Annotated in this window: 26 protein-coding genes; 13 read left to right on the plus strand and 13 right to left on the minus strand. The window is 32.5% G+C overall.

The window, feature by feature from the left end:
- Positions 1–88: 88 nt before the first annotated feature.
- The gene (locus tag RM697_RS00630; RefSeq protein ID WP_311425902.1) at positions 89–1,102 is read right to left on the minus strand and encodes a fasciclin domain-containing protein; all 1,014 of its coding nucleotides are present in this window, start codon (positions 1,100–1,102) and stop codon (positions 89–91) included.
- A gap of 62 nt (positions 1,103–1,164) precedes the next feature.
- On the opposite strand from RM697_RS00630, the gene RM697_RS00635 reads away from it, so the two are divergent.
- From RM697_RS00635 to RM697_RS00665, 7 genes are all read left to right on the plus strand, one after another.
- Complete coding sequence (locus RM697_RS00635) at positions 1,165–1,896, plus strand: toxin-antitoxin system YwqK family antitoxin (RefSeq protein WP_311425903.1); 732 nt, start codon at positions 1,165–1,167, stop codon at positions 1,894–1,896.
- Positions 1,897–1,972: 76 nt separating this feature from the next.
- Entirely contained in the window at positions 1,973–3,178 is a 1,206-nt protein-coding gene (mnmA, locus tag RM697_RS00640; RefSeq protein ID WP_311425904.1) for a tRNA 2-thiouridine(34) synthase MnmA, read from the plus strand.
- Positions 3,179–3,186: 8 nt separating this feature from the next.
- The gene (locus RM697_RS00645) at positions 3,187–4,806 is read left to right on the plus strand and encodes a S8 family serine peptidase (protein WP_311425905.1); all 1,620 of its coding nucleotides are present in this window, start codon (positions 3,187–3,189) and stop codon (positions 4,804–4,806) included.
- Entirely contained in the window at positions 4,807–5,748 is a 942-nt protein-coding gene (locus RM697_RS00650) for an NAD(P)H-dependent flavin oxidoreductase (RefSeq protein ID WP_311425906.1), read from the plus strand.
- A gap of 284 nt (positions 5,749–6,032) precedes the next feature.
- On the plus strand, positions 6,033–7,415 hold the full coding sequence (locus RM697_RS00655) for an MATE family efflux transporter (protein WP_311425907.1): 1,383 nt from the start codon (positions 6,033–6,035) through the stop codon (positions 7,413–7,415).
- A gap of 60 nt (positions 7,416–7,475) precedes the next feature.
- Positions 7,476–7,703: a DUF8828 family protein gene (locus RM697_RS00660; protein WP_311425908.1), complete on the plus strand. Its 228-nt coding sequence runs from the start codon at positions 7,476–7,478 to the stop codon at positions 7,701–7,703.
- Positions 7,703–8,275: a phosphatase PAP2 family protein gene (locus RM697_RS00665; RefSeq protein WP_311425909.1), complete on the plus strand. Its 573-nt coding sequence runs from the start codon at positions 7,703–7,705 to the stop codon at positions 8,273–8,275. The genes RM697_RS00660 and RM697_RS00665 overlap by 1 nt, the downstream gene beginning before the upstream one ends.
- Here the strand turns inward: RM697_RS00665 and RM697_RS00670 are convergent.
- The 3 genes from RM697_RS00670 to RM697_RS00680 are packed head-to-tail and all read right to left on the minus strand — an operon-like array spanning position 8,262 to position 11,213.
- Entirely contained in the window at positions 8,262–9,884 is a 1,623-nt protein-coding gene (locus RM697_RS00670; RefSeq protein ID WP_311425910.1) for an ArnT family glycosyltransferase, read from the minus strand. The two genes, RM697_RS00665 and RM697_RS00670, sit on opposite strands and share 14 nt — an antisense overlap.
- The gene (locus RM697_RS00675) at positions 9,877–10,500 is read right to left on the minus strand and encodes a lipid-A-disaccharide synthase N-terminal domain-containing protein (protein ID WP_311425911.1); all 624 of its coding nucleotides are present in this window, start codon (positions 10,498–10,500) and stop codon (positions 9,877–9,879) included. Before RM697_RS00675 ends, RM697_RS00670 begins: the two co-directional genes overlap by 8 nt.
- Positions 10,500–11,213, minus strand: coding sequence for a glycosyltransferase family 2 protein (locus tag RM697_RS00680; RefSeq protein ID WP_311425912.1), 714 nt, complete (start codon positions 11,211–11,213; stop codon positions 10,500–10,502). Before RM697_RS00680 ends, RM697_RS00675 begins: the two co-directional genes overlap by 1 nt.
- Positions 11,214–11,325: 112 nt before the next feature.
- On the opposite strand from RM697_RS00680, the gene RM697_RS00685 reads away from it, so the two are divergent.
- Positions 11,326–12,264, plus strand: coding sequence for an NAD-dependent epimerase/dehydratase family protein (locus RM697_RS00685; RefSeq protein ID WP_311425913.1), 939 nt, complete (start codon positions 11,326–11,328; stop codon positions 12,262–12,264).
- Here the strand turns inward: RM697_RS00685 and meaB are convergent.
- The gene (meaB, locus tag RM697_RS00690) at positions 12,261–13,340 is read right to left on the minus strand and encodes a methylmalonyl Co-A mutase-associated GTPase MeaB (protein ID WP_311425914.1); all 1,080 of its coding nucleotides are present in this window, start codon (positions 13,338–13,340) and stop codon (positions 12,261–12,263) included. The genes RM697_RS00685 and meaB overlap by 4 nt on opposite strands.
- Before the next feature lie 3 nt (positions 13,341–13,343).
- Positions 13,344–13,919, minus strand: coding sequence for a DUF2911 domain-containing protein (locus RM697_RS00695; RefSeq protein WP_311425915.1), 576 nt, complete (start codon positions 13,917–13,919; stop codon positions 13,344–13,346).
- Positions 13,920–14,091: 172 nt separating this feature from the next.
- Between RM697_RS00695 and RM697_RS00700 the strand changes: the two genes are divergently transcribed.
- From RM697_RS00700 to RM697_RS00715, 4 genes are read left to right on the plus strand one after another with little or no spacing between them, the layout of a single operon-like run.
- A complete protein-coding gene (locus RM697_RS00700) occupies positions 14,092–14,643 on the plus strand; it encodes an RNA polymerase sigma factor (RefSeq protein WP_311425916.1) in 552 nt (183 codons plus the stop codon).
- Entirely contained in the window at positions 14,627–15,193 is a 567-nt protein-coding gene (locus RM697_RS00705; protein ID WP_311425917.1) for a hypothetical protein, read from the plus strand. Before RM697_RS00700 ends, RM697_RS00705 begins: the two co-directional genes overlap by 17 nt.
- Positions 15,194–15,224: 31 nt before the next feature.
- Positions 15,225–16,931, plus strand: a complete 1,707-nt coding sequence (locus RM697_RS00710) for a hypothetical protein (RefSeq protein WP_311425918.1) — start codon at positions 15,225–15,227, stop codon at positions 16,929–16,931.
- A 29-nt stretch (positions 16,932–16,960) separates the two neighbouring features.
- Positions 16,961–17,638 (plus strand): peptidoglycan DD-metalloendopeptidase family protein, encoded by a 678-nt coding sequence (locus RM697_RS00715; protein ID WP_311425919.1) that lies wholly within the window; start codon positions 16,961–16,963, stop codon positions 17,636–17,638.
- Between the two features lies 1 nt (position 17,639).
- Here the strand turns inward: RM697_RS00715 and RM697_RS00720 are convergent, their stop codons facing one another.
- The 6 genes from RM697_RS00720 to RM697_RS00745 all read right to left on the minus strand — a co-directional run bounded on the left by RM697_RS00720 (position 17,640) and on the right by RM697_RS00745 (position 22,210).
- The gene (locus RM697_RS00720; RefSeq protein ID WP_311425920.1) at positions 17,640–18,932 is read right to left on the minus strand and encodes a DUF6090 family protein; all 1,293 of its coding nucleotides are present in this window, start codon (positions 18,930–18,932) and stop codon (positions 17,640–17,642) included.
- Between the two features lie 72 nt (positions 18,933–19,004).
- Positions 19,005–19,382: a DUF2200 domain-containing protein gene (locus tag RM697_RS00725; RefSeq protein WP_311425921.1), complete on the minus strand. Its 378-nt coding sequence runs from the start codon at positions 19,380–19,382 to the stop codon at positions 19,005–19,007.
- Between the two features lie 345 nt (positions 19,383–19,727).
- Entirely contained in the window at positions 19,728–20,543 is an 816-nt protein-coding gene (locus RM697_RS00730; RefSeq protein WP_311425922.1) for an SDR family NAD(P)-dependent oxidoreductase, read from the minus strand.
- Positions 20,540–20,935, minus strand: coding sequence for an LLM class oxidoreductase (locus RM697_RS00735; RefSeq protein WP_311425923.1), 396 nt, complete (start codon positions 20,933–20,935; stop codon positions 20,540–20,542). The genes RM697_RS00730 and RM697_RS00735 overlap by 4 nt, the downstream gene beginning before the upstream one ends.
- Positions 20,929–21,510, minus strand: a complete 582-nt coding sequence (locus RM697_RS00740) for an LLM class flavin-dependent oxidoreductase (protein ID WP_311425924.1) — start codon at positions 21,508–21,510, stop codon at positions 20,929–20,931. Before RM697_RS00740 ends, RM697_RS00735 begins: the two co-directional genes overlap by 7 nt.
- 25 nt (positions 21,511–21,535) lie before the next feature.
- Positions 21,536–22,210: an NAD(P)H-dependent oxidoreductase gene (locus tag RM697_RS00745; RefSeq protein WP_311425925.1), complete on the minus strand. Its 675-nt coding sequence runs from the start codon at positions 22,208–22,210 to the stop codon at positions 21,536–21,538.
- Between the two features lie 112 nt (positions 22,211–22,322).
- Here RM697_RS00745 and RM697_RS00750 point away from each other — a divergent pair, with 112 nt between their 5' ends.
- Positions 22,323–22,676, plus strand: coding sequence for a winged helix-turn-helix transcriptional regulator (locus tag RM697_RS00750; RefSeq protein WP_311426462.1), 354 nt, complete (start codon positions 22,323–22,325; stop codon positions 22,674–22,676).
- A gap of 195 nt (positions 22,677–22,871) precedes the next feature.
- On the opposite strand, the gene RM697_RS00755 is transcribed toward RM697_RS00750, so the two are convergent.
- Positions 22,872–23,387, minus strand: a complete 516-nt coding sequence (locus tag RM697_RS00755) for a DinB family protein (RefSeq protein WP_311425926.1) — start codon at positions 23,385–23,387, stop codon at positions 22,872–22,874.
- Between the last annotated feature and the right edge of the window lie 56 nt (positions 23,388–23,443).

Raw genomic sequence — 23,443 nt, forward strand, 5'->3', positions numbered from 1 at the left:
CTATTTACCTTCAAAAAAAAGCCTCTGAAATTATTTCAGAGGCTTTTAACAATTAACCAATTTATATATGAAGGGTATAAATTCTGTTTTAATCTGCAGCAGCTGGCCTGATAACTCTATCTACTACGTGTACTACACCATTAATACCTTGTATATCTACTAAAGTTGAAATAATACCAATCTCTCTGTCTAAGCTATCTGTTAGTGTTAATGTTGATGCATCAAGCGTAATGTCTCCACCTAAAGTTGGTACTGGACCAGAAGATAATTCACTAGAACGTACATTATCACCAACAACATGTACAAGTAATACAGCTTCTACAGTAGCAGGATCTAAATCTCCTAATCCTGTATTACCTGAAGGATCTAATTCTAATAGCAAAGCTCCAAAAGCATCATCAGTTGGTGCAAAAACTGTAAATGGACCATCACCAGATAAAGTTCCGATTAAATCTGTTCCAGGCTGAGAATCTGCAGACTGTAATGCTGCAACTAAATTAGATAATGCAGGATTTGCTAGTGCAAAATCTACGATAGTAGGTGGTAACAATACTTTATTTATTACGTGTACTGTACCATTTGTAGCTTCATTGTCAGGATCTGTAACATTAGCGCCTTTGTCAGCATTCATTCCACCATTCAATTCTACTGCGCCATTATTTACATTAAAATATAGACTTAGATTAGCATTATCAGGACCAATTGCAGCTGTTGACTGGTATCCTGAACCAGCAGTAATCAAAGTTGATGCATCAATAGTGTCTCCAATAATAACATGGTTTAATAAAATGTTTCTAACTAAAGCTTCTTCATCAGTAGACAGATTGTCTAAATCTAAACCAGTTGCATTTAGCAAAGCAGTAAATGCAGCATTATCTGGCGCAAATACAGTAAAAGGTCCTGTTCCCTGTAAAGTTGTAACTAAGTCTGTAGCTTCTAGGGCAGCGGCTAAAGATGTTAAGTTGTTTGCCAATGCAATGTCAACTACTGTTGTAGTCATTGCAACTGGTCCATCGTTGTTGTCATCATCGCTACACGCAGATAAACCTAAAACCAATAGAAATACTGGTAGCAATTTGATTGTTTTTGAAATAATTTTCATTTTTTTGAGTTTTTAAATTAATATAAAGTTCAAATCATTAATTTGTTTAACAAAAATATAAAATGATTAAACAAAAAAGACAAACAAGTATATACTTTAAAATAATTTTAACACTTTTTACCACAGCTTGTTTTTCTCAAGTATCTAAAAATCAGTTAGATATTAATGGGAAACGTCATGGTTATTGGTCTAAAAATTTTCACAAAACAAACCAGCCTAGATACGAAGGTCAGTTTAATCATGGTAAGGAAGATGGTTTGTTTAAATTTTACACACTTTACAAAGGTAAAAGTATACTTAGTGCTACTAAGCTTTTTTTAGAAGAATCAGATTCTGTAGATGTTAAGTTTTTATCCTCTAAAAGTAAGGTGCTTAGTGAAGGTAAAATGATAGGTAAGCTATTTGTAGGTAAATGGGTTTACTACCATAAAAATACAGATGCTGTAATGACAGTTGAACACTATAACGATCAAGGACAGTTGCATGGTGAGAAAGTAACTTACTACGTAAATGGTAAAATAGCTGAACTTATTAATTATAATAATGGAAAAAAAGAAGGCATTTCTAAAGTCTATTCTGAGGCTGATATTTTGTTAAAAGAAGTTACTTTTAAAGATGATGTCTTGGAAGGTAAAGCCATATATTATAATGCCTCTGGACAAAAAGCTTCAGAAGGCGAATATAAAGATGATAAGAAATTTGGGATTTGGAAACTTTATAAAAACGGGAAAGTAGATAAAGAAGAAGACTTTTCAAAAATACAAGTAAGACGCTTACCAAAAAAGCAACAATAGAACTTACCTATTTACATTATATGCATTAGTAATAGCAACAATTTTTTGTTGCTATTTTTATGATTAATTTTGCAGAATGAAAAGAGTAATCGTCGGACTTTCAGGTGGAGTAGATTCTAGTGTTGCAGCTTATTTATTAAAAGAGCAAGGCTATGAAGTTATAGGTTTGTTTATGAAAAACTGGCACGATGATTCTGTAACTATTTCAGATGAATGTCCTTGGTTAGATGATAGTAACGATGCAATGCTCGTAGCTGAAAAATTAAATATTCCTTTTCAAACTGTAGATTTAAGTGAGCAGTACAAAGAACGTATCGTTGATTATATGTTTAATGAATATGAAAGAGGGAGAACACCAAATCCAGATGTCTTGTGTAACAGAGAGATTAAGTTTGATGTTTTTATGAAAATTGCTTTAGATCTTGGTGCAGATTATGTCGCTACAGGTCATTATTGCAGAAAACGTATTTCAACTCTACATATTGAGCAAGAGGGTACTTCTAAAGAAATTTATAGTTTACTATCTGGAGTAGATACTAATAAGGATCAATCATATTTTTTGTGTCAATTGTCACAACATCAATTAGCAAAAGCACTATTTCCTATAGGTGAGTTGACAAAACCAGAAGTAAGAGCAATTGCTTCAAAATTAGATTTAATTACTGCTGAGAAAAAAGATAGTCAAGGTCTATGTTTCATTGGAAAGGTAAGATTACCAGAATTCTTGCAACAAAAGCTAAAACCAAAACAAGGTGATATTGTTGAGGTTTCAGATTCGAGCGAATTATACCAAAGAGAGATTTCAGAATTTCAGAATAAAACTGAAGAACTCATATACTTATCAAGAAAGTTAGACTATAAAAAAGAACATGGCTACGTTGTAGGACAACATCAAGGTGCACATTATTTTACAAAAGGTCAGCGCAAAGGATTAGCAGTTGGTGGCACTCCAGAACCACTTTTTGTTATTGACACTAATGTAAACGATAATATTATTTATACAGGACAAGGGAAAAACCATCCAGGTTTATTAAAACGAGCCTTATTCATCAAAGATGATGAGTTGCATTGGATTAGAGAAGACTTAGAGCTTAATACAGACGAAACTATGGCTACTAAAGTTAGAATTCGTTATAGACAACCCTTACAAGATGCTACACTTCATAAAGTAGAAGGTGGTTTATTTATTGAATTTAACAAAGTTCAGTCTGCAATAACCGAAGGGCAATTTGCCGCTTGGTACTTGGGTGATGAGTTGGTAGGTTCGGGAGTTATTTCGTAACTTGCAATATGAAAAAGACATTACTACTATGCCTAGGAATATTTTTAATTCCTATTATATCTTATGCACAAGAGCAAGATGCTTGGGTGTTTTTTACTGATAAGGAAAACGTTGATGCATCTATTTCAAATCCGATATCAATTTTAACACAACGTGCTATTGACAGAAAAACTAATGATGGTATTGCAATAGATGAACGCGATGTTCCTGTTAATGAAGTTTACATTACGCAAATAAAACAACAAACAGGTATTACTGTATTCGCAAAATCCAAATGGTTTAACGCATTACATGTTCGCGGAACAGAATCGGATATTACAGCCTTAGAAAGCCTTCCTTTTGTAAATAATATTGATTTTGCGGATAAAAGTTTAAATACATCTTCAAGAGCACAAGCAATTCAAGATAAATTCCAGATAGAAGATACCTCAGTAGTATTTAATTATGGTAATACACAAAATCAAGTAGAAATGATTAATGCAGATGACTTACATCTAGCAGATTACACAGGAGAAGGCGTTTTTGTTGCTGTTATGGATTCTGGATTTAGTAATGTAGATACTATGGATGGTTTTCAGCGATTAAGAAGTAATGGCGATTTATTAGGAGGTTATGATTTTGTTGATAAGACCAGTGATGTTTATGCATTTAATGGTAATGATCATGGTACAAAAGTATTAAGTGATATGGCAGGATTTGTTCAAGATGAATTTGTTGGAACTGCTCCAGATGCATCCTATTATTTATTTAGAACAGAAGATATTTTTAGTGAAAACCCTTTGGAAGAAAGCTACTGGGTTGAAGCTGCAGAACGTGCAGATAGCCTTGGCGTAGACCTTATTAACACATCCTTAGGCTATAGAGTTTTTGATAATCCTGCTTACGACTACACACCAGAACAAATGGATGGTGAAACCGCTTTTATTACACGTGGTGCATCTATTGCTGCAGAAAAAGGCATTGTCGTTGTAATATCTGCAGGTAATGCTGGAGCTACTGCTTGGTTAACAGTTGGTGCTCCTGCTGATGCAGCTAATGTGCTATCTATTGGTGCTGTTGATGCTGATGAAGTTTATGCTTCTTTTAGTTCTCAAGGATCAATTGCGCAACCAACTCAAAAACCAGATATAGTTGCCAGAGGAAGAGATACTTATGTTATTGCAGATAACGATGCCATTGTCCAAAATAATGGCACATCGTTTAGTGCACCAATAATGACTGGAGGCATTGCCAGTTTAATGCAAGCTTTGCCAGATGCAACACCTATGCAAATAAAACAATTTGTTATAGAGTCTGGTTCACAATTTTCAAATCCAGATAATTTATTAGGTCATGGCATACCAGATTTACAGTTGGCTTTAGATATTGGATTATCTGTGTTAGAACAAGAATTACAAGATTTTGAATTGTATCCTAACCCAGTTGAGAGTAACTTAACTGTAAGATTTCCATTTGGTATAGAAGCAGCTGAGTTGAGACTCTTTGATGTTTTAGGTAAACAAGTATTAAGTCTACCTATTACTAATTCAACTAATAGAATAAATACTTCTGCTTTTGCTTCTGGAATTTATTTGTTACAGATTAAGTCGGCTACAATATCAAAAACCATAAAATTAATTAAGTCTTAAATGACTAATAGAATCACAGAACTTTTTAAGATAGATTATCCTATCATCCAAGCTGGCATGATTTGGAATAGTGGTTGGCGTTTAGCATCTGCTGCAAGTAATGCAGGAATACTTGGTTTAATTGGTGCAGGCTCAATGTATCCTAATGTACTTAGAGAGCATATTCAAAAATGTAAAGCTGCTACAGATAAACCTTTTGGTGTTAATGTTCCTATGTTATATCCAAACATAGAAGAGATTATGAACATCATCGTTGACGAAGGTGTGAACATTGTATTCACTTCTGCCGGAAACCCTAAAACATGGACTTCTTGGTTACAAGATAAAGGTATCACAGTTGTGCATGTAGTAAGTAGTGTAAAGTTTGCTTTAAAAGCTCAAGATGCTGGAGTTGATGCTATTGTAGCTGAAGGTTTTGAAGCTGGTGGACACAACGGAAGAGATGAAACAACAACACTGACTCTAATTCCGATGGTTAAAGAACACTTAAAAATACCCTTAATAGCTGCAGGAGGAATAGCAACAGGAAGAGCAATGTTAGCAACAATGATTTTAGGAGCTGATGCTGTTCAAGTCGGTAGTCGTTTTGTAGCAAGCCATGAATCCTCAGCTCATGAAGCATTTAAACAAGTTGTAGTAGATGCTAAAGAAGGTGATACACAATTAACTTTAAAAGAATTAGCACCTGTACGTTTAATAAAGAATAAATTTTATAATGAAGTCCAAGAACTTTACAAAAAAGGCACTTCAGCAGAAGAGTTAAAAGAACTTTTAGGAAGAGCAAGAGCTAAACGGGGTATGTTTGAAGGCGATTTAGAGGATGGTGAGTTAGAAATCGGACAAATCTCTGGCTTAATACATAATGTTAAATCTGTACAAGATATTGTTGATGATATGCTAACAGAATTTGTTTTGGCAAAGAATTCCGTTAGTTTATTATAACTTAATAAAACAACTGTTATTAAACATAAAGAGGAGCAAAATGCTCCTCTTTAGTTTTAGAAACCAGAACTTATATTTATAATCCCTCTAAAATAATAGCTAAAGTTTCATTATGTTAATTTAAGTAAGTTGTTTATATCTTAATCAATTAACTACGTTAAAATTAGTAATAAAGACTTGTTAATGATAACATTATACTAAATTTTTATTAACAATTTTAAACTACAATAGATGTTTGATTATCCTTGAAACCAAACTACCTTTGCTCTTGAAATAATACTGCCTTGTTACAACAATACACTAAAGAATTTAATTACAATCTAAAATTAGCTACTCCAGTTATTTTAGGAATGCTTGGTCATACGTTTGTTAGTTTCATTGATAATATTATGGTTGGGCAGTTAGGTTCCGCAGAATTAGCAGCAGTCTCACTTGGTAATAGTTTTATTTTTATTGCAATGTCTTTAGGAATTGGTTTTTCAACAGCGATTACTCCATTAATTGCTGAAACAGATGCTGAAGGTAATTTTGTAAAAGGTAAATCATCTTTTAAACATGGTTTGTTTTTATGCACAGTGTTAAGTTTAGCCTTGTTTGGTTTACTACTGCTCTCTAAACCTTTAATGACTGTTATGGATCAACCTGAGGAGGTGGTAAAGTTAGCAATTCCGTATTTAGATTTGGTGGCTTTCTCATTAATTCCACTCATTATTTTTCAAGCTTTTAAGCAATTTAGTGATGGTATGTCTATGACAAAATATCCAATGTATGCAACCATTTTGGCTAATGTAGTTAATGTAGCGCTCAACTATATTTTAATTTTCGGAAAGTTTGGATGCCCTAAGCTAGGAATTGTTGGTGCTGCTATTGGTACTTTGGCTTCACGAGTAATAATGCTTCTGTTTTTATGGTATTTATTGGTAGGACATAAACGCACAAAAGCTTATGTAACCAATATTAATATCTTTGTTTTAGAATCTTCAATGCTAAAAAAAATATGGAATTTAGGTTTTCCAAGTGCTATGCAAATGTTTTTTGAAGTCGCCATATTTACTGCAGCTATTTGGTTAAGCGGTATTTTGGGTAAGAATCCACAAGCTGCAAATCAGATTGCTTTAAACTTATCTTCAATGACGTTTATGGTAGCTATGGGATTAGGTGTTGCTGCTATGATTAGAGTTGGTAATCAAAAAGGATTACAGAAATTTGTTGACTTAAAACGCATTGCTGTTTCTATCTTTTTATTAGGATTTATTTTTGCTGTTGCGTTTGGATTACTCTTCCTTTTGTTTCGTGAGCAATTACCTCATTTATATGTAGACGTAAACGATCCTAAAAATGCATTAGATAATGCTGAAGTTATTAAGATTGCTGCAACATTATTACTAGCTGCTTCGATTTTTCAGATAAGTGATAGTATACAAGTTATTGTACTTGGAGCATTGAGAGGTCTTCAAGATGTTTATATTCCAACCTTAATAACATTTATTGCATATTGGTTAGTTGGTTTTCCTATTAGTTATTATTTAGGAAAAGAAGATGCTTATGGAAGTCTAGGTATTTGGCTTGGATTATTAGCTGGTTTAACAACAGCTGCTATTTTGTTGTCTATACGATTCTATTATTTAACTAACAAATTGATCAATAAAAGTCATTCTGTAGATTAATATTTGATTAAGACACTAGAATTCATTTTAAGTATATTTGCTTTACTAATTTATTAAAGAATGCAACTTCCAAAATTTATATTAGGCGATAATACAGATTATCCTGATGCTATTTATATTGTCCATACAGAGTTTCCTAGATTTATCATTAATTTAGAAAATGATGAGGTAGAGTGGTTTGAAGAGTTTGATGATCACGATCAAAAAGAAATAGAAAATGAAATGGAAAACTTAGTACAATTAGCTACAGATTTTTATGATAGAGAAGTAAAACGATACGACGGTTAATGCTAGAGCAGCTCTTACAATATGATACAGAGTTATTTGTGTACCTTAATGCATTAGGTTCAGAATCTTGGGATGGCTTATGGTTGATTATTACTAATAAATGGTCATTTGTTCCATTATATACGATACTATTATTTTTAATTTATAAGAAAATTGGTCTAAAGCCAATGCTAATCATGATTGTGATTATTGTGTTAATGATAACCTTTACAGACCAAATTACTAACGTAGTTAAACGATCTGTTTTACGTTTTAGGCCTTGTGCATGTGATGAAATAAAAGAGACAATCAGATTTATTGCTGACTATTGTAGTACAAATCGTAGTTTCTTTTCTGGTCATGCATCTAATTCTATGGCAGCAGCTGTATTTGGAGGTTTAGTGTTACGTCCATATTTTAAGAATCTTATTTTCTTATTATTATTTTGGAGTTTTTTAGTGGCTTACAGTAGAATCTATGTTGGTGTACATTTTCCTTTAGATATCTTCTGTGGAATGAGTTTTGGTGCTTTGTCTGGTGTGTTATTTTATAAGATAAATAAAAAAGTTCAGAACAGATTTATTTCCGAGTAAGCTTATAAAGTTTGTTAACTAATCTATCTTTATATCCTCTGGTATCTTTTGATGGGAAATTAAGATCATAAGTTTCGATATATTCAATAGTGTAAATATCTCTTAGACGTCTAATTTTATTAGGATCTTCGATATTGGTAAGTAAGTGAAAGCTGTTTTCACTAGGTAATGCAATTCCATCTTCTTCTTTAATACTAGGAATTTTATTTCCATAATTATAAATAACCTCAGGAGCTAAATAATCCAGACTATATAAAGTTAAACTACTATACTCTGATAATTTAGATATAGGATTATAGTCAGATTGTGCTTGCATTCTAAGTAATGGTAAACCTAGCAATCCAATACTCATCATAAATGCCATAGTTACATAGAATACTGGTTTAATATTTTTAGCCTTTAAGTGTTTAAAAATGAAAATTCCAACACTTACTATAACTATAGAAGCTATTAAAAATTGTACTAAAACCAAACCTGTAAGATGATTACCTAATAAGAATCCTACCATAGGAAATAAAACAGCTAAAAACCCTACTAAACCAAATTGAACATAAACAGCAATAGATTCTGTCTTACTCATAGACGTTTTGAAAGCTCTAAAGATGTATTCAACATAAAAACCAATAGTTATAGCCAATGGTATTAGAACTGGCATGAGGTAACGCGATTTCTTTTCAGGAATTAAGGATAATAGAATCACAGCGATTAATGTCCAAAATAAACTAAACCTGTAAGCTTTTAAGTTAGAAACTCTAGACTTCATGTACGGATAAAGAAGGCTAATAAATGCAAATAAAGTCCATAAGCCACTTTGAGTAAAAAAGCTCCAATAGTAGTAAAAAGGTCTTACATTATAACTACTCCAGTTTGAAGTTTCTTTGGTAGCAATTTTTAAAAAAGTTTCAGGATCAGCACTCCTCACGTAGAGGTACCACCAAGCTCCTGTAGTAATTCCCAAAAGCAGTAAACTAAGCAGTTTTAAATGTTTTACAATACCTCCTTTAAATGAATATACAATACCATATGATATGATAAAAGGTAAAAATAAGGCATACAGTGATACAGGACCTTTGGACAAGATAGAAGCCGCAATGAAAATGATAAATAATAAGCTTCTTAGACTATTTAATGATCTGTTTTTAAATAATATAAAGAGTTGGTATAATGCCATAAGCATAAAACCATGTGTGTAAATATCCCAAGTTCCTTCTATGGTAATTCCGATAACATAGAAGGAAGTAAGTACAATAAAGCCATTAGCAATGCTTTGAGAATTATGATCTGTTATTTTTTTGGAGAGTAAATACGTAAAAACACCAATAGAGGAAGCGAAAAGTAAAGCAGGCCAACGCAATGCTAAAACCGATTTAATACCAAATATTAATCCAAAATAAGCTGTTATCCAAGTTGGTAAAGGTGGTTTTTCGTAACGTGGATGACCGTTCATTGTGGTAAGAATCCAATGATCATCCATAAGCATTTCTCTTGCCGAAATAAAATTTCGGGCTTCCATAATACTCACAGGAATAACATCTATTGTAAATCCAAGCATTAAGACTACAAATAATACTAAAGACGCTATCGGATATTTTTCAATGTATTTAAGCATCTTGCTTGTGGAGTATTACTAAGTTTCTAATATAGATGATGGTGCCAAATCCATGACCTACAAATAATACTGGATCTTTTCTAAAAACAGCATAGGTTAAAATCAATAATGCTCCTGTAACACTTAATAACCAAAATCCTAGAGGCAAAGACGATTCTTTTTTGTGTTCAGAATACAACCATTGGTAAACAAAGCGCAACGTAAAAATAACTTGAGAAATAATACCTAACCATAAGAGCCATTCTGGTATAGCCTCATTTTTAAATAAAACATCTCTATCTATAATATTATTATTAAAGTAGTAAACTACGATTCCGACAGGTATTACAAATAATGCTAATTGCAATATCTTAGGGAACTTTGCCCATTCACCTTGTAATTGAAGATTTCTTATGTATATAAAATAGGTTAAACTTTGCCCAAGCATAATGGCAAAATCGTCTCTTAAATAGCCATAAACAAATAATAGAAAAGACGCAATAAGACTAAGCGTCCAAAACAATGTTGGTGTAATAACTTTGCGTTGTTTCTCTGAGGTTATCCATTGAATAACTAAACGCGATGAGAAAAGTATCTGAGCAATAAAACCTATGCTATATATTATCCAATTACTCATTAACCTTTTTTAGCAACCTCGTAATTTATATACTTACGTTTCATCCATAAGTATGCAAAACAATCACTTAATGGACCAAGTAATCTATTCCATAAGCCAAACTTGGCTTCACCAGCTAATCTTGGGAAGTGTTGAACAGGTATTTGAGTAATTCTTCCATTTTGAAGAAGTATCATTGCAGGTAAAAAACGATGCAAGCCTTTAAACATTGGAATACGCTTAGCATATTCCGTTCGTATTACTTTTAAAGGACAACCTGTGTCATCCATACCATCTTTTGTAAAAGCTCGTCTAATGCCATTAGCTATTTTTGAGGACATATTTTTCACAAAGGAGTCTTTTCGATTTGCTCTAACACCTGTAACTAATTCAAAATTATCAATCTGTTCTAATAGTAAGTTAAAATCTTGTGGTGCAGTTTGTAAATCAGAATCTATATAACCAACTAAAGGTGCAGTAACATGATCAAAACCAGCTTTTATAGCTGCACTGAGACCTCTATTGTCTTTAAAGGAAATAAAATTAAAAGCTTCATTTCTATTACAAATGTCCTCAATTAGATCTTGGCTACTATCTTTTGAGCCATCATTTACAAAGAGAATTGATGTAGACATAATGGCTATGTCTAAATAATTACCAAGCTCTTTTTCAACTCGTTTAAGGTTATCTTCTTCATTATAGACAGGTACAACAATAGTGAATTGGTATATCATGACTTTGTTTGCTTTTGTTGTGCAAAAATATTCTTTTTATTGTTTACCTATTATAATTGTATTTGATAATTAAAAAAGATATTAACTTGCACTTATAAAAAAATAAGATCGTTTGAAAGTTTTAGTTACAGGAATTGCAGGATTTATTGGCTCGCATACAGCAGAGCGATTTGTTTCCCTAGGTTATACAGTTGTTGGAGTCGATAATTTTTCGCCATATTATAGTGTAGAATTAAAACAGCTTAATTGTAAAGATTTAATCGCTAAAGGTGTTACCATTATTGAGCACGATTTAAGAGAGCAAAATTTAGAAGATATCTTACCCTTAGATATTGATTATATTTTTCATTTTGCAGCACAACCAGGAATCTCTGCAACTTCTTCTTTTGAGGATTATTTTACAAATAATGTAATTGCTACAAAAAATCTTATTGATTATGCTTTACAATGTGATGATTTAAAGTTGTTTGTTAATATAGGAACCTCATCCATTTATGGTTTAGAGGCAACCTTTACAGAAGATATTGCACCAAAGCCTGCATCACATTATGGTGTTACAAAATTAGCAGCAGAACAATTAGTGCTTCAAAAGTCTAGAGAGCAACAACTTAAAGCTTGCTCATTGAGGTTGTATTCTGTTATTGGTCCACGAGAGCGTCCTGAAAAAATGTACACTAAACTCATTGCTAATGGTCTTAACAATAAGTCATTTCCGCTTTATGAGGGAAGTGATAAACATTTAAGGAGTTTTACCTATGTTGGTGATATTGTAGATGGTATAGTGAGTGTTATTGGTAAAGAGGCTATTGTAGATGGTGAGATTTTTAATCTGGGAACAGAAGTAGAGCATACCACACAAGATGGAATTGATGCTGTTGGTAAAGTTTTAGGAAAAGCTGTGACTACAGAAGTTGTGCCAAAACGTGCAGGAGATCAGTGGCGAACAAAAGCTAATATAGATAAAGCTAGGAGGTTATTAGGTTATAACCCTCAAACCACGTTATTAGAAAGTGTAAAGTCTCAAGTCGCTTGGTATAAAGAGAATTTTTAAAGTCCTAATAAATATTCTGCAGCTGCAAAAGGCGTAGTTTCTCCTTTTTCAATTAAGCAAAGCTGAGCTTTTACTCCCTTTTTAAATTCTGGTCTGTTATAAAAATCGGTTTTTAAACGGTCTTCAATGGTTTGTAATAGCCAATACTTTTGTTGTTCTAAACGTCGCGTATTAAAATATGAGTTAGCTTTTGTTTTAGATAAATAATCTTCAAACATTAGCCAAACCTCTTCAATACCTTTTTTATGAAGTGCACTACAAAGCTTAACTTTTGGAGACCAACCTGAGTCTTTTTCAGGATAGAGGTGTAGTGCTCTATTAAATTCTACTTTAGCAGTTTTAGCACGTTTAATATTATCACCATCAGCTTTATTTATAACTATAGCATCAGCCATTTCTATGATACCACGTTTAATACCTTGTAATTCATCACCAGCTCCTGCTAATTTTAATAACAAAAAGAAATCAACCATACTATGCACAGCAGTTTCACTCTGTCCAACACCTATGGTTTCAATAATAATTGTATCATAACCTGCAGCCTCACAAAGGATAATACTTTCACGAGTTTTTCTGGCAACACCACCAAGTGAACTCCCAGAAGCCGAAGGTCTAATAAAAGCGTTAGAATCTTTTACTAAATCGTCCATTCGTGTTTTATCTCCAAGAATACTCCCTTTACTTAGACTGCTGCTAGGATCTATGGCCAAAATGGCTATTTTATGTCCTTTACCAGTAAGATAAGTACCAAAGGCTTCAATAAAAGTACTTTTACCAACACCAGGAACTCCAGTAATTCCAATACGTTTAGATGGTTTGGTATGAGCTAGGCAACCTTTAATAATAGTTTCTGCTTTTTTAGAATGCTTAGGATTAGTACTCTCAATTAAAGTAATTGCTCTACTTAACGCAGTAACATCGCCTTTAATAATAGCATTAATAAGTGATTGGGCAGAAGGCTGTTTTTTACGTTTGTTCTTAATGTCTAAAATAGAACTAGAGCTTATACTTTCTGGTTCTATTATACCATTAATTTCTGTTAATGCAGAAGTTTCTTTATGTTCTTTTTTAGACAAACTTTAGTTGTTTTTGTCATTCATAACATTTAAAGGTACTGCAATTTTTATTTTATCCCAAGCCATGGTTAGTTTCAGATTATCTGTAGAGTTATCAAAAGCTATAGTAAACTGCTCAACAACATCATTTAAATGTTCTACTGGGACGTCAATTTCTAAAATATCATAATTTGGATCCCACATTGGCTGCATTTCCTCATCAACTCCCCAAGCATATTGCTTGGTATTAAAAATAACGTTCCATGTAGAATCTTGCGGAACAGTCCAAAGTGTGTATTTACCTTTTGGTAGATAAATACCTTGAATCATTAAATATTTATTGGTTTCAAAAGTCGTTGCCTCATTTGCACCAGTACGCCATACCTTATCGTATGGTACTAAACCACCAAAGATATCACGCTCCTTTTTAGAAGGTCTGTTGTAGAACACCTCAAGTTTTAAATCATTTAACCTAAACACAACAGTATCTTTAGGGCTTAATCTTGAAGAAAAAATATTTTCAACAAAATAAGAATAACAAAAAAGTCCTAACGCAATTAAAGCAAGTAAAACTATTGTTCGTTTTAAGAAGGTATTCATAGTAAATAGTTAAAGCTGCAAAGATATATTAAAAAGAAATTTATCTTAGAATCTTAACGATGATTTAGTAGAAATTCATATTCAGAATTTTTTTTTTCTAAATTATGCAACACATTAAAAAAAGTATCGTCCTTTAAAGGAACACAATCAAACCAAAAGACCACCAATCAAGATGTTTCAAGTTGAACTGATTGAAAAATGTAAACAAAACAATAGGCAAGCACAATTGCAACTGTATAACCAGTATTGTGATGGTATGTATGTTGTAGCTAATCGTTTTGTTAAAAATACCATGGAAGCCGAAGATATAGTGCAAGAGGCCTTTATAAAAGCCTTTACAAAACTAGATCAATATAAAGCTGAGGTAACTTTTGGAGCTTGGTTAAAACGTATCGTTATTAATAAAAGTATCGACCTACTAAAGTCTAAAAAACAATATTTTGACGACTTAAACGAGGTGCACCTTAAAGTAGTAGATACTCATTATGAAAACGAATGGTTAGTTGAAGATACAATAACTCTAGCGCAAGTAAAAGAAGCTATAAATGAACTTTCTGATAAATATAAGTACGTCGTTATGTTGTATTTAATTGAAGGTTATGATCATAAGGAAATATCTCAAATATTAGGTATTACTGAGGTAGCATCTAGAACACAACTCTCTAGAGGGAAAACTAAATTGAAAGAACTCTTAATTTTAGAAAGCAATGGCACAAGACATTAGAAAATTATTTAAAAACGAGGATAAACTCACCAATGAGAAAATGCCTCAAGGACATGAAGCACGATTTTTAAATAAACTAGATGAAGCATTACCAGAAACAAAACATGAAGGTTTCCGTTTTAACCTAATGAAAATTGCTGCAAGTGTTGTTATACTATTTGGATTAGGCTATGGAGCTTTTAAATTTATGAGACATCCAATTGAGAATACTGATCAACCACAAGATATAGTGCAACTTAAAACCTTAGGTGATATATCTCCAGATTTAAAAAAGGTGGAAGATTATTATTTAGCCAATATTAATTTAGAGTTGTCTAAAATTAAGCTTACACCTGCAAATAAAGAATTATTTGATAGTTATGTAAATCGTTTACAAGAGCTTAATGCAGAATACAAAGTACTATCTAAAGAACTAACAGAAGATGGGCCTAATGAGAGAACCGTAGACGCATTAATTAATAACTTAAAGTTTAGATTGGATTTATTGTATCGATTAAAAGAACAATTAAAAGACATCAGTAATGCTGGAATTTCAGAAACATCAGCATAGATCATCAAAAAACGAATTTTATCATAGGATTATGAAAACAAAATTGAAATTAATCTTGCTATGTATAGCCTTTACAAGTTTTGCAGCAGCACAGAAATTAAGTAAGATATCTAAATCTGTTAATGTTACTAAAGATGTAGCCATAGATTTAAATACGAGTTATGTACAGATTGAAATTGAAACTTGGGATAAAGATATCATTGAAGTAGAAGCTTATTTGGAGAGTAATAAATTGTCTAAAGAAGAGCTAAAAAAAGCCTTAGAAAATTGGGATATTGAAGTTGCAGGCTCTGGTGATTATGTATCCATTAACTCTAAAGGTTCTAGAAACTCTTGGAATAACATTGCAGGAGTTTATGTTACAGATTTAGATTACAGCGATGTACTTAAAGATTTAGAGTTACGCTTAGCAGAGATGCCAGAGATGCCAGAGATGCCAGAACTACCAGCCTTTGTTTTACCAGAAATTGCAGAGATGCCAGAACTACCTGCTCTCGCTGAAATGCCAGAATTTCCTGAGTTACCAGAATTACCTAAAGGTACTTATTCCATAAATTTTGATTACGATCAATATAAAAAGGATGGTGAAAAGTACTTAGAAAAATGGAGTAAAGAATACGAAGAAGAAGGTGGTAAAGAACTACAAGACAAAATGAAAGATTGGGCTAGACGTTTTGCCGAATCTGGTTACCATGAAAAGATGGAAAAATGGGGCGAAGAATTTGGTCAACGTTTTGAAGGTAAATGGGCTAAAGAAATGGAAGAATGGGGAGAAAAATTTGCTGAACAATGGGATAATGAAAATGGTGAAAAACTATCAAAAGAATGGGCAAAAAAAATGGAGAAATGGGGCCAAGAGTTTGGAAAACGTTTTGATACGAAATGGCAAAAAGATATGGAGAAATGGAGCAAGGAACTTGAGCAAGAACTTATAGATAAGTATGGAGAAGATTACAAAACTGATCTAAAGATTAGAGAAAAGCGATTAAAAGAAAGAGAAAAACGTAAGCAAGAGCTAGAACTTCTATTACAGGAGCGTAAAGAAGAACAGGCAGAACGTAGAGAGCGTTTAGATGAGCGTTTAGCCGAACGTGAAGCAGAAATGGCGAAACGACAAGAAGAAATCGCTAAGCGTTTGGAGCATGGAGGAGAACGTAATGTTAAGAAAACAATTAAGATTAAAATGCCTAAGGAAGCTAAGCTTAATCTTAACGTAAGACATGGAGAGTTAAAATTTAGTTCTGTTATTTATAATCTAAAAGCAGATGTATCGCACTCAACCTTATTAGCTAAAAGCATTGATGGAAATGACACTTCCATCAATGCTTCATATTCCTCTATTTTAGTGAACGATTGGAAATATGGTACATTAAATCTTAACTATGTAGAAGATGCATTACTTAAATCTGTAGATGCTTTAATGCTTAACGCTAATTCTTCAAATATTAATATCGATAACCTTAAGGGTAATAGTATTATTGATGGTAGTTTTGGAGAGTTAACAATACACAATATTTCAGATTCTTTCAATAATCTAAATATTATTTTGGAAAACAGTGAAGCCTTAGTTAAGTTACCAAAAACAGATTTTAATTTACAGTATAAAGGTAATCGCTCTAGGTTAACACATCCAGAAAACGTTAAAGGTAAATCTGTAGAAAGTTTTAGTTCTGGAGTTTTAAATAGTAACAAAACTATTATTGTAAATGCTAAGTTTAGTGATGTTATTATGCAATAAATTAATTGGTAATTTACTAGCTTTGTTGTATGATAACAACGCTAGAAAATGTATTAAAACGCACAACTTCTCACCCAGTTATTGATCCTTCAATAGAACACGAGTTTTACACACCATTAGATCTTTCAATAGATAATCCAAATCTTCTTTTAGTAGATGTTTCTTCTCCAGTCGGAATCCAAAATTATATAAATTCTCAATTGCAAAAACACAAGGCCAAGCTTGCCTTTGGTGGTTATTTAGAAGAACGCAGTATCTACAATCGCAGCAAATATTTTAATAACTCTGTTTTAGCGGTAAATCGTAATATACATTTAGGACTAGACCTTTGGATTTCAGCTGGTACAAGAGTGCATTCACCTTTAGATGGTATATTACATAGTTTTAAAAATAACACCAATTTTGGTGATTATGGACCTACTATAATTTTAGAACACAAATTAGAAGGTTATGTGTTTTATACTCTTTATGGTCATCTTAGTTTAGAGTCTTTAGAAGATAAGCAAATAGGCCAGGAAATTAGACAAGGACAAAATATAGCAACCTTAGGCGAAGCCTCTGTAAATGGAGAATATGCACCACATTTACATTTTCAGATTATTAAAGATTTACAAGGTAATAAAGGCGATTATCCTGGTGTTTCATCTAAACAAGATGTAGACTTTTATAAACTGAATTGTCCAGATCCTCAATTTTTATTGTTTTAATTTAATCTTTTTTAAACTGTACAGATCGTATTTGAATTTTTTGTCCTTCTGGCCCAGAGAAAATTAATGCAAGAGGAACCATGATAGTTTTCATATCAGCAGTTTTAAATTTGCTTGTTTCAATTTCATAAGTTTTCCAATCCTTGGTTAATTCTATATTAACTCTAGATTCTGACCCATCAGTTGGGTCATCTTTATCCTTTATGGTTATATCAAATCTTTCGTTTCCAACAGTACCTTTCATTTCTATAACTAATTTTGTATAGCCGGAAAAATCCATATCATTAACGCGTCCACCTAAAGCACTGACTTCAAAATAAGGTGAAGCCCAATCATATTTGTTTTCAGGATAATCAATATCAATAAAACCTTCTTTTTCAGTAATAAATTCTTCCCATAGATCTGAAGCAGCTGTTTTAATGGTAAAACCAGTAGGTAATTTACCATTTATGAGAATACTAATAATATCTGCATTTGCAAAAGAGTAGAGGATACCACTGAATTTAAGTTTAGTTTCTTCATCAAAGGAAGTTTCTGATTTTTCAATCATATCTACTATGGTATTACCCATTAGTATTTGTTCTTCGTAATAATCAATCATATAACGTTCGTAAAATCCAGAGCCCAAAACATTGCGAGTCGTTACATCTCGTAAGATCTCAAGGTATCTTTTTTCAAAAGAAGAGAATTCATCAAATGCATTCCATGGTCTTAGAAAAAAATCTTGATCATTTGAGTTGTTTCTATATTTATCAAACCATTCCTTATTTCTATTTTCTAATTGTTCATTATACTGCTCTTCATAATTTTTAATTTTTTCAGCATTTATATAATATGCACTTAATAAAGAGGCCAAATCTGTATTCTGAATCTTTCTATAGTATGTAGAGCTGCTTAATGAATTATAGGCGTTGAAATTTGATTTAAAATAGATTAAATTATTAATATCTTGTAAAGCAAATGCTATATAAGCTACTTCTTCTAGGCTGATAGAATCTCGTTCAGAATTAATTAAGTTTTTAAATATTTTATCGCTTTTTTCACCAATATTTGCTCTAGCAGTAATTAATAAATTTAGTTCTTTAATATCTGATTGTACGTTATTGCGAATGTTCTGTAATATGCCATTAATATCTAAGTTTTGTGCACGTTCTTCGTTCCAATTATTAATTTGTAATGCTAATAAAATACCAATAACAACAAGTATGATTTCACCTAATGCATAAAATAAATATTTGCTAAGTTTGTTTTTAGACAGAAGTCGTTTGCGAATATTTCTGAAGATTTTTATCATATATATGCCTTACGAAAGTGAGAGAATATAGAATTGTTATTGTTTCTGTGGTAACTTTATTTAGCACCAAATTTATGTCTTTTCTACTCGTAAAATTTTCTCTATTTTACGACCTTTTGCCAATTCATCGATAAGTTTTTCCATCTGCCTACATTGCTTATACACTTCAAATTCATCAGCTATATCTTCAATTCTATAACCACAAACTACACCTTTTATCATGTGCGCATTAGGGTGGATTTTTGCTTTCTCAAAGAACGTCCTAAAGGTTACTTTCTCATCAATAAGTGTTTGTAATTTATCTTCATCAAAACCAGTGAACCACTCTATTACTTTATGAAACTCTTCTTTTGTTCTATTATGCTTTTCTAATCTATTCCAGTATAGAGGATAAATAGATGCAAAGATCATATTAGCAACTTTTTCATTTTTTTCGGTTGTAACTTCCATTTTACTAGATTATAAATTAAGTTATGGCAAAGGTATTTAATAAGATATGTAACATATTTTAATTACTAAATTTAACAATAACTAGCCGAATAAAAAATCCATTTAGTCAATAAATATATCAAAATGAGTATTATTGAAAGTAATAAAATGGGCTTAGGTCACTTAGATTGCTTGAAGCGGCCGAAGTTTAGACGAGCACTAGTATTGAGTAACTAGTATTTATTATGATATTTCGTTTAATATTATTGAATCGTAGCTGAAATCTGTAAGTCAAGGAATATTTTAAGGGAATAAAAATTTTGTAGATGTGTTATATAAGTTATTTACAGTAAGTTTTTCATCATATCATTTGGTGTTAAGAATAGCTTTGGTATTTGCAATTAATTCAGAAATAAGTGTTTCATTATAGGCATCAGGATGTGCCTTACTGAACGTTCCTTTCGGATTTCCTTTATCATTATCAAAATAGGCTCCAGTAATGTCTTTATATTCATCTGAAATCGCCAAATCATATAAGATATCAGATCCTTTAGACGCTGGCGACCAATGTTGTCCATAAGCTTCATTAGCCATTCGTGTGTTCAATAACGACCCTGGATTCACAGCTATAATTGACATATCTTTAAATTGTTCAGCTAAATAAAAGCTCCACATGGTCAATGCCAATTTACTTTGCGCATACGCTTCACTTACATTTACCGAAGCTTCTCCATTTAAAGCTCCAATTCTAACCGTTGCTTGTGCTGCAGAGCTTAAATTAATGATTTTCTTATCATGTCCAGCTTCTAACAAAGAGAGCAATGCATTTGTTAAGATGTATGGTGCAAAATAATTCACTGCAAATCGAATATCCAATCCGTCATTAGTGGTATCAATCGGACTTTTAAAAATACCTGCATTATTTATTAAGATGTCAATACTTGATAGTTTGTTCAATACGTCTTTTGATATATTTTTTACAGCCTTCAGGTCTGAAAAATCTGCTACAAAACCATCAATATTACTATTATTTGAAGCGTCTTTCACTTCTGAAATCACCTTAGCCAGCTTTTCAGAATTACGTCCATGCAAATAGATGCTATGCCCTTCTTTAGCTAATTTGATGGCAGCTAATTTTCCGATGCCATCTGTACTTCCTGTTATTAGTATTGTTTTGCTCATGTGTTTATATTTTGTGTCATTTCAGAATGAAAATGTGGTACTATTTTTTCTGATAACTCCCTTAAAGTATCTTCTATTGTACGTGTATTAAACCGTAAATTAATGGCAACATGATTCACTCCAATATCTTCTAAATGCTGAAAATAATTCACCAAATGTTTCGCTCCAATTTTAAATCCGAGATGAATGGGTTCTGGCCGAAAGTCATCATCCTGATGTAAATCTACGTATAAAGGTTGCATAAAAGGTTTACTATGCTCTTGCGGAATGAGTTCGCGCCATTGTCTAATGGTATATTGCTGCTGATATAAATTTCGAGGATAATACATCCAACCATCACCATGCTCGGCATTCCATTCTAACTTTTGCTGACTATAACCTGTTATCAACATCGGATTTTGTGAGTTGTTGCTTTGGGTAGCACATCAATATGACCTGTTATCTTTCCGAAGTGATTATCTTCCAAAACAGGAAACTCCTCTTGAACCGTTCTCATATAATCAAAAGCGTCACGAAATAATTCGCCACGTTGTTCATAATTAACATTCATTGCTGGATATTCGTCATGACGATCACCAGAGGCAACTCCCAAAATAAGTCGACCTCCAGACAACTGATCAATTGTTGCCACAGATTTAAACGTATGAACAGGATGATGTAAAGGCAAGGCAATACTCGAAATACCCAAGGCAATTTTTGAGGTCTGTCCTGCCAAAAAACCTAAATAGGTAAACGGATCATAGGTTTGTCCTGCATCTCCAAATGAAGGCACGTGAAACGGCACATCTCTAACCCATAAGGCTTTGAAACCAAGCGTTTCTATTAGCTTTACACGTTCTAAATGATGTTGCATTGTTGGCACTGTACTATTGGCATAATTTTCAATAGGAACCACCACTCCAATACTCAACTTGTTTGGTTGAAACGTATTGTTAAATCCTTTATTTATGGTTTCAAAAGATACCATTGTTACAACTATCTTGTTCTAGAATTTATTTCCAAGTTACGATATCTTCTAAAGGTCGTCTTGTTTTAGCATGAGGTGGTTCAGCTTTACGATACCCAAAAGCTACCATATAAGAGAGTCCGTATTTATTCGTATCTATTCCAAATTTTTCTTGTAGCAAGGCGTTTACCTTATCTTCATGGAACCCTTCTATCGGACAACTATCAATGCCATTTAAAGCAGCAGATGTCATCATATTAGCTAAGGCAATATAGGTTTGTTTAGACGCCCAATCAAATAGTTTTTTATCAGAATCTAAATTGAAATCACGTTCTTGAAACTCTCTATAAAACTTAGAATACATCTCAATGACATCTTCAGGAAATTGCTTGACGTCTTTCATCATGTGCATGATATAGTCTGAATCCCATTTGGTCATTGGTGCTTTCATACTTAAACCCAAAATAAAATGACTCGCTGTATCTAATTTCAAAGGCGCTCCCCAAGCTACTGGTTTTAAAGCTTCACGCAATTCTGGATCTTGAACTACTACAAAATGCCAAGGTTCAAAACCAAATGAACTTGGTGATAAATTTGCAGTGCTTAAAATAAAATTGATGTCCTCATCTGTTAATTGTCGTGAGGCATCAAATTCTTTTGTTGCATGTCTGTACTGAAATGCGTTTAAAATAGCGTCTTTAGAAATGTTTGGAATGTTCATATATTTATAATTTTTAATTAACTATACTTTTTATAGTAGCAAAACTAAGTATAGTTTTTTATCTTTGCAATAACGGTCAAAAATGATAGTACTCATTTTAACAAACATTATGATGAAAGATACACTTCAGAATACATACACCTACAATGGCAAAGCATATCCTTGTTGCGCCAGTCTAACCATGGGAGTTATTGGTGGCAAATGGAAAACGGTCATTCTTTACCATTTAATTAATGGGAAGTTGCGTTATAACGAATTGCGTAAACTCATGCCTACAGTTACTGAGCGCACTTTGAGTTTACAACTCAAAAAATTAGAAGACGATCACATTATTGAACGCAAGGTTTTTACAAAAAAACCACCTTTAAAAGTCGAATATAAACTCACTGACTTAGGCGAAACTTTAATTCCGTTGATAGAATCGATTGCAAAATGGGGCGATTTTGTGGTTCAGAAATATTCCTAGATAGCTATCACTTTAATTAAATATGTTCTCTTGGTTTAGTTTCCATTTTGGCAGAAAATTCAATTCATTAATTCTAGTCTTTTAGTCGCTCTTTAAGTTTTTTGTTTAGTACATCTCATTTCCATATTAAAAAATCAAAGCTTTCAATGTTTGTAAGTGCATTATTTGCATTGTTTTTTTGCACGTATCCAAGTATTAAACATATTTGTCTTTAATCACTTTCATGTGATGTATTTCGTGTCCTGCAATGATAAATGCCAGCGCTAAAGGCGACGCTGGAGCATTACTCGCAGTACCTATCCTAGACAAGGCTTCATCATCTAAATTTTCAAATAAAGCTATGCTTGCCATTCTTACGACTCTATACTCACTCATAACGGATTCAGGGGAGCGATTAGTTGCATTCATAAAAGGAGCAAATTCATCTTGATCAAATCCTGGTAATGCTGTTGCATCATTTCGTGCAATACGAAGCGCTCTATAGGCCAAGATACGTTCTGCATCCATCATATGAATGAAGAGTTCTTTTATGGTCCATTTTCCTTCAGCGTAAGCATAATCCCATTTATTTTTAGGCCATGCTTTAAAAAACTGTTTTATATCTGTTAATTGATATTTTAAAGCAGCTACAATATTTTGGGTTTCCACCAAATTAATATAGCGTTTAAAATAGTCGCTAGATTCGTTAGCGTTTAGTTTTCTTGGTGTCATTATGTTTAGATATCGTGTACGTATAAGGTTTGTTTTTATTGGAGATCTAAGTTAAC

The organism is Microcosmobacter mediterraneus (assembly GCF_031846265.1).
In the GTDB taxonomy this organism is placed as follows: domain Bacteria; phylum Bacteroidota; class Bacteroidia; order Flavobacteriales; family Flavobacteriaceae; genus Microcosmobacter; species Microcosmobacter mediterraneus.